At 72.1% G+C, this 6,341-nt stretch carries 4 protein-coding genes; 3 read left to right on the top strand and 1 reads right to left on the bottom strand.

Annotated elements, in window-relative coordinates; all coding sequences use genetic code 11:
* Positions 1 to 140 precede the first annotated feature (140 nt).
* On the top strand, positions 141 to 749 hold the full coding sequence (locus tag ACWEVO_RS26675; RefSeq protein ID WP_452310253.1) for a hypothetical protein: 609 nt from the start codon (positions 141 to 143) through the stop codon (positions 747 to 749).
* A gap of 55 nt (positions 750 to 804) precedes the next feature.
* On the opposite strand, the gene ACWEVO_RS26670 is transcribed toward ACWEVO_RS26675, so the two are convergent.
* A complete protein-coding gene (locus ACWEVO_RS26670) occupies positions 805 to 2,007 on the bottom strand; it encodes a zinc-dependent metalloprotease (protein ID WP_452310252.1) in 1,203 nt (400 codons plus the stop codon).
* 184 nt (positions 2,008 to 2,191) lie between these two features.
* Between ACWEVO_RS26670 and ACWEVO_RS26665 the strand changes: the two genes are divergently transcribed.
* Positions 2,192 to 3,205 (top strand): YlbL family protein, encoded by a 1,014-nt coding sequence (locus ACWEVO_RS26665; RefSeq protein WP_452310251.1) that lies wholly within the window; start codon positions 2,192 to 2,194, stop codon positions 3,203 to 3,205.
* A 127-nt stretch (positions 3,206 to 3,332) separates the two neighbouring features.
* A complete protein-coding gene (locus tag ACWEVO_RS26660; RefSeq protein ID WP_452310250.1) occupies positions 3,333 to 6,311 on the top strand; it encodes a UPF0182 family membrane protein in 2,979 nt (992 codons plus the stop codon).
* Positions 6,312 to 6,341: the final 30 nt, after the last annotated feature.

Below are 6,341 nucleotides of genomic sequence, written 5' to 3'. Positions count from 1 at the left end.
ACCCCGGCGGCCCGGCGGGCGGGAGGCCATACTTTCCGGGAAGATGCTGCCTCCCCGCGCGCCGAGGCCACCACTTCCCTGAAGTTGCGCGGATCTTGGTGGGCGGAGGTGCCGGGCGCGGCACGGGTTAGGGTCGTCGGGTGGCCCGACGTGTGGTGGTGGCGTTGCTCGGACCGGTGGCCTGGACGCCGCCGGGGATCGACCCGACCCGGTGGCGTACCGCGCTCGCCGAGGACGTCGTGGACCTGCTGGCCACGCTCAACGAGGTGGAGACCGCGGTCGCGGTGATCCCGGCGGACCGCTGGCTGGCCGACGCCGTCGTCTGGCCCGGCACCACGGTGCTCGAGGTGCCCCAACCCACCGCCAACGCCGTGTTCGCCGCCCTGTCCGGCAGCGGGTACGACCAGGCGGCGGTGGTGGTCGCCGACGCGCCGGACGTGCCCGGGCTGCCCCTCGGCAAGCTGCTCCGGCCGCTGTCGAGCCGGCCGGTCGCGGTCGCCCCGGTGGAGGGGAGCGGTCCCGGACTGCTCGGCGTGGCCGCCCGGCTGCCCGCGCCGGAGTGGCTGCCGCCGCTGGACCTGGACACCGCCGCGCCGGCCGAGGTGCGGGCGGCCGCACCCCGCCCGGGGGACGTGGCGGTCACCGCCGGCTGGCGCCGGCTGCGCGGCCCGGCCGACCTCGCCACCCTCGACCCGGCCGTCGAGGGCTGGGAGGCAACCCGGGCCCTGCTCTCGGGCCACCCCGGCTGACCCGGGTACGCGACGGGACCCGCACGACCAGCGCGCGGGTCCCGGCAACGGTGGATCAGGACTTGTCGTCGTCCTCGCCCGGGGTCTGCTCCTCGGGGGCACCGGGAGCGGTGAAGTCGAAGTTCGCCAGCTCCTCGTCCAGGTCGCTGCTGGTCGCGGCGAACGCCTCCGGGTTGGCGAAGTCGTCGTCCGAGGGGAGCAGGTCGGGGTGGCCCCAGACCGCGTCCCGACCGGCGATCCCGCGGTGCTCGGTCAGCGCCGCCCAGAGCACGGTGGCCTCGCGCAGCCGGCGCGGCCGCAGCTCCAGGCCGACCAGGGCGGCGAACGTCTGCTCGGCCGGCCCGCCGGCGGCCCGGCGGCGGCGGAACGCCTCGCCGAGGCGTACCACGTTGGGCAGGCGGTCACCGGCCGCGCTGTCCACCACGTGGCACACCCAGCCCTCGACCAGGGCGAGCACGGTCTCCAGCCGGGCCAGCGACGCCTTCTGCGCCGGGGTGTCCTCGGGCGTGAAGATGCCCTCCAGCGCGATCGCCTGCATCGACTCCGGGTCGGTCGGGTCGACCCGGCCCATCGCCTCCTCGATCGCCTCCCGGTTGACCCGGATGCCGGCGGCGTAGTTCTCCACCGCGGTGAGCACGTGCCCGCGCAGCCACGGCACGTGCTGGAAGAGCCGCTGGTGCGCGGCCTCGCGCAGGGCCACGTAGAGGCGTACCTCGTCCTCCGGCAGCTCCAGGCCCTCGCCGTACGCCCGGATGTTGGCCGGGATCAGCGCGGCGGTGCCGGCCGGGCCGAGCGGCAGGCCGATGTCGCCGGCGGAGAGCACCTCGGCGGCGAGCGAGCCGAGCGCCTGGCCGAGCTGACCGCCGAAGAGCGCGCCGCCCAGCGTGGCGACCATCGACTGCATCGGGCCGAGCTGGGCGCGGGCCTCCGGCGGCACCAGGTCGCCCATCGCGCCCACCATCCGGCTGGCCACCGGGTCGCAGAGCTTGCGCCAGACGTCGAGGGTCTTGTAGATCCACTCGTTGCGGTTCCAGGCGACCGAGGCCCGGATGCCGGAGGGCCACGAGGTGGCCGGCTCCAGCCAGAGGTCGGCGATCCGCAGCGCCTCCTCGACCGCGTTGCGTTCGAACGGCGAGACCGCCGGGTCGCCGCTGGCGGCGAGCTGGCTGGCCGCGACCTGACGGGCGAGGTCCCAGTTGACCGGCCCGCTGCCCGGCGCGGAGAGCAGGTGCTGCAACTGCGACATGAACTGCTGCATCTGCGCGGGATCGTTGGGGTCTGGTGGTTGCCCACCCGGGAGCGCGAATCCGAACGGAATATCAGGCACGTCGTCTACGGTACGCGTGCCCCGCCGCAGGTCGCGCCCGTCGGCGTTGCGCTGAGGGCGAAGTCCCGCGGTCACCGCGCCGGAGGCCGGCACCCGGATCGGTACGCTCTGCCGCATGAGACGTCGCGGCGTGACCGTCCTCCTCGGTGCACTGCTCACCGCCCTGCTCAGCGTCGGGGTGCTGAGTGTGCCCATCCCGTACGTGGTGCTCGGTCCCGGCCCGACGGTCAACACCCTGGGCAGCGCCGACGGCAAGGAGATCATCCAGGTCAGCGGGCGGGCGACGTCCACCTCCGCGGGCCAGCTGCGGCTGACCACGGTCGGCGTGCAACCCACCGTGCGCCTCCGGTCGGCCCTGGCCGGCTGGTTCTCCCGGGACGAGGCGGTGGTGCCCCGCGAGCTCGTCTACCCGCCGGGCGAGTCGCAGCAGGAGGTCGAGAAGCGCAACGCCGAGGACTTCCAGAACTCGCAGACCAGCGCGGAGACCGCCGCCCTGCGGGAGCTGGGCTACCCGATCCGGGTGCTGGTGAAGGCGGTCACCCCGGGCGGCCCGTCGGTCGACGTGCTCAAGCCGAACGATGTGCTCACCTCGGTCGACGGCCAGCAGGTGAGCAGCGCCGCCAAGCTCACCGAGCTGATCCGGGCCAAGCCGGCGGGGACCGCGCTGAAGATCGGGTACACCCGGGCGGGCGTGCCGGCCGCCGCCACGGTGACCAGCCGGGAGCAGGACGGCCGCCCCCGGATCGGAGTCGAGATCGACCAGCAGCAGCCGCACCCGTTCACCCTCAAGATCGACCTGGGGGACATCGGCGGGCCGAGCGCGGGGCTGATGTTCGCCCTCGGCATCGTCGACAAGCTGGAGCCGGCCGACTTGACCGGCGGCAAGGTCATCGCGGGCACCGGCACGATCGACGACGAGGGTCGGGTCGGTCCGATCGGCGGCATCGCGCAGAAGCTGGTCGGCGCCAAGGAGGCCGGCGCGAAGGTCTTCCTGGTGCCCGCCGACAACTGCGCCGAGGCCGTCCGCAACCCGCAGCCCGATCTGCCGTTGCTCAAGGTGGCATCGCTGGACGACGCGCTGAAGGCGCTCGATACGCTCCGCGCCGGCGGGCAGCCCACCCGCTGCTGACTACGGCCGGTTGCGGCCGCCCGCGACGATCGTGACGTGACCTTGACCCGCCGTGCTCAGGAACACCCCGTACTCTGGTTGCCTGGTCGGAGCCGATCACATCGAGCGTGCGGAGCCAACAGTGGTCATGCGTAGCAGCCCCCTTCCGAGGATGAGTCGGCGCGGACGCGTCACCATCGGGGTCCTGATCGGGGTGTTCGTGCTCTTCACCCTGCTCGGGTGGGGGGTCAACGCCTGGACGGACTGGCTCTGGTTCGACGAGGTCCGCTACACCCAGGTCTTCACCGGGGTCCTGGCCACCCGGCTGCTGCTCTTCCTCCTGGTCGGGCTCGGCATGGCGCTGGTCATCGCGGTCAACCTGTGGCTGGCCCACCGGCTGCGGCCGCAGCTGCGCCCGCACTCCCCGGAGCAGGCCACCCTCGAGCGCTACCGGATGCTGCTGAGCCCCCGGCTCGGCACCTGGATCGCGCTGGCCTCGGCGGTCATCGGGCTCTTCGCCGGGCTCTCCGCGCAGAGCCGGTGGAGCCAGTGGCTGTTGTTCCGCAACGGCGGCAGCTTCGGCGTGAAGGACCCGGAGTTCGGCGTCGACGTCGGGTTCTACGTCTTCCAGCTGCCGTTCTGGCGCTACCTGCTCGGGGTGGGCTTCACCGCGGTGGTGCTGGCCCTGCTCGGCGCGCTGGCCATGCACTACGTCTTCGGCGGGGTGCGGCTGCAGGGCGTCGGGGACCGGATGACCAACGCCGCGCGGGCCCACCTGAGCACCCTGGTCGCCGTCTTCGTCCTGCTCAAGGCGATCGCGTACGTGCTGGACCGGCGGGCCATGCTGCTGGAGTACAACGAGGGCGCCAAGCTCTACGGCGCCGGCTACGCGGACGTGAACGCGCTGCTCCCGGCCAAGGAGATCCTGGCGTACATCTCGATCGTGGTGGCGATCGCGATCATCGTGTTCTCCAACGCGGTGATGCGGAACCTGCTCTGGCCCGGCATCGCGCTGGCCCTGCTCGGCGTCTCCGCGGTGGCGATCGGCGGCATCTACCCGTGGGCGGTGCAGACCTTCGAGGTCAAGCCGAGCGCGCGGGACAAGGAGGCGCCGTACATCCAGCGCAGCATCGAGGCGACCCGGGCCGCGTTCGGGCTGACCGGCACCAAGACCAGCCCGTACGCCGCGACCAACCTGACCCCGCCGGCCGGCCTGGCCACCGACACCTCCGTGGTGCAGAACATCCGGCTGCTCGACCCGCAGCTGGTCTCCGAGACGTACACCCAGCTCCAGCAGGTGCGGGGCTTCTACGACTTCGGCCCGAAGCTGGACATCGACCGGTACACCGTGGGCGGCAAGACCGCCGACTACGTGGTCGGCGTCCGGGAGATCAACTACGGCGAGCTGACCCCGCAGCAGAGCAACTGGATCAACCGGCACACCGTCTACACCCACGGCTACGGCCTGGTTGCCGCACCGGCCAACCAGATCTGCGGCAACGGCACACCGTTCTTCGTCTCCGGCTCCCTCGGCAACTCGGAGAAGGAGGTGCAGGGCTGCGCGTCGCCGAGCGAGCAGATTCCGGCGCAGCAGCCCCGGATCTACTACGGCGAGCGGATGGAGGCCGACGACTACGCGATCGTCGGGCAGACCGGGGACCGCAACGTGGAGTTCGACCGGCCGACCTCGACCGGCGGCGAGCAGTACTACACCTACACCGGCGAGGGCGGCGTCAAGATCGGCTCGTTCGGCCGCCGGCTGCTCTACGCGATCAAGGAGCAGGAGTCGAACTTCCTCCTCTCCGAGGCGGTGAACAAGGACTCCAAGCTGCTCTACGTGCGTAACCCGCGGGACCGGGTGGAGAAGGTGGCCCCGTTCCTCACCCTGGACGGCGACCCGTACCCGGCCGTGGTGAACGGGCGCATCCAGTGGATCGTGGACGGCTACACCACGGCCGCGACGTACCCGTACGCGGACCGGGTCAACCTCCAGGCCGAGACCGCCGACGAACTGACCGGCCGGGGCACCTTCCAGCTCGCCCGGGAGAACGTCAACTACATCCGCAACTCGGTCAAGGCGACGGTCGACGCGTACGACGGCACCGTCCGGCTCTACGCCTTCGACGAGACCGACCCGGTGCTCAAGGCGTGGAACAAGGCGTTCGGCGGCGACCTGGTGCTGCCGAAGGCGGACATCCCGCCGGAGCTGGCCGCGCACTTCCGCTACCCGGCGGACCTGTTCAAGGTGCAGCGCAACCTGCTCACCCGGTTCCATGTCACCGACCCGGGCGACTTCTACTCGGGCCAGGACTTCTGGCAGGTGCCGAACGCGCCGGACGCGCCGGACAGCGGGCAGAAGCAGCCGCCGTACTACCTGTTCACCCAGTTCCCCGGGCAGGAGGAGCCGCGGTTCCAGCTCACCTCGGCGGTCACCCCGAACCGGCGGGAGAACCTCGCCGCGCTGATCTCCGGGTCGTACGTGGACGGGCGGCCACAGCTGGAGGTGCTGGAGCTGCCCGACCAGACCCGGATCTCCGGGCCGGTCCAGGTGCACCAGCAGATGACCAACAACGGTGACATCCGGCAGCAGCTCAACCTGCTCTCCTCCGGGCAGTCCCAGGTGCAGTACGGCAACCTGCTGTCGCTGCCGTTCGGCAACGGGATGCTCTACGTCGAACCGGTCTACGTGAAGAGCAACACCCAGAACGCGTTCCCGCAGTTGCAGCGGGTGCTGCTGTCGTACGGCGACGGCGGCTCGTACGTGGCGTTGGCGGACAACCTCGCCGACGGCATCAAGCAGCTCGTCGAGCAGGGCAAACGGGCACCGGGCGGCACCCCGCCGCCGACCGGGGGCGGCACCCCGCCGACCGGCGGGACCACCCAGCCAGTGCTGACCGGTGAGCTGGCCCAGGCCGCCGACCGGGTGCAGAACGCGATCGGCGAGGTCAAGGCGGCCCAGGAGTCCGGCGACTTCGAGCGGTACGGGCGGGCCCTGAAGGCGCTGGACGAGGCGATGACCGCGTTCCAGGAGGCGCAGGCGTCGGCCAACCCGTCGCCCGCCCCGACGACGAGCGGCAGCCCGTCCGCGGCGCCGCCGAACTCGCCGTCCCCGTCGCCGAACGGCTGACGCCGACCCTGGCAGACAGGCCCGTGGCCC

The sequence above is a fragment of the Micromonospora sp. NPDC003776 genome, from assembly GCF_053605645.1.
The sequence above is the reverse complement of the archived record's forward strand: the minus strand, read 5'-3'. Positions and strand labels throughout refer to the sequence as shown.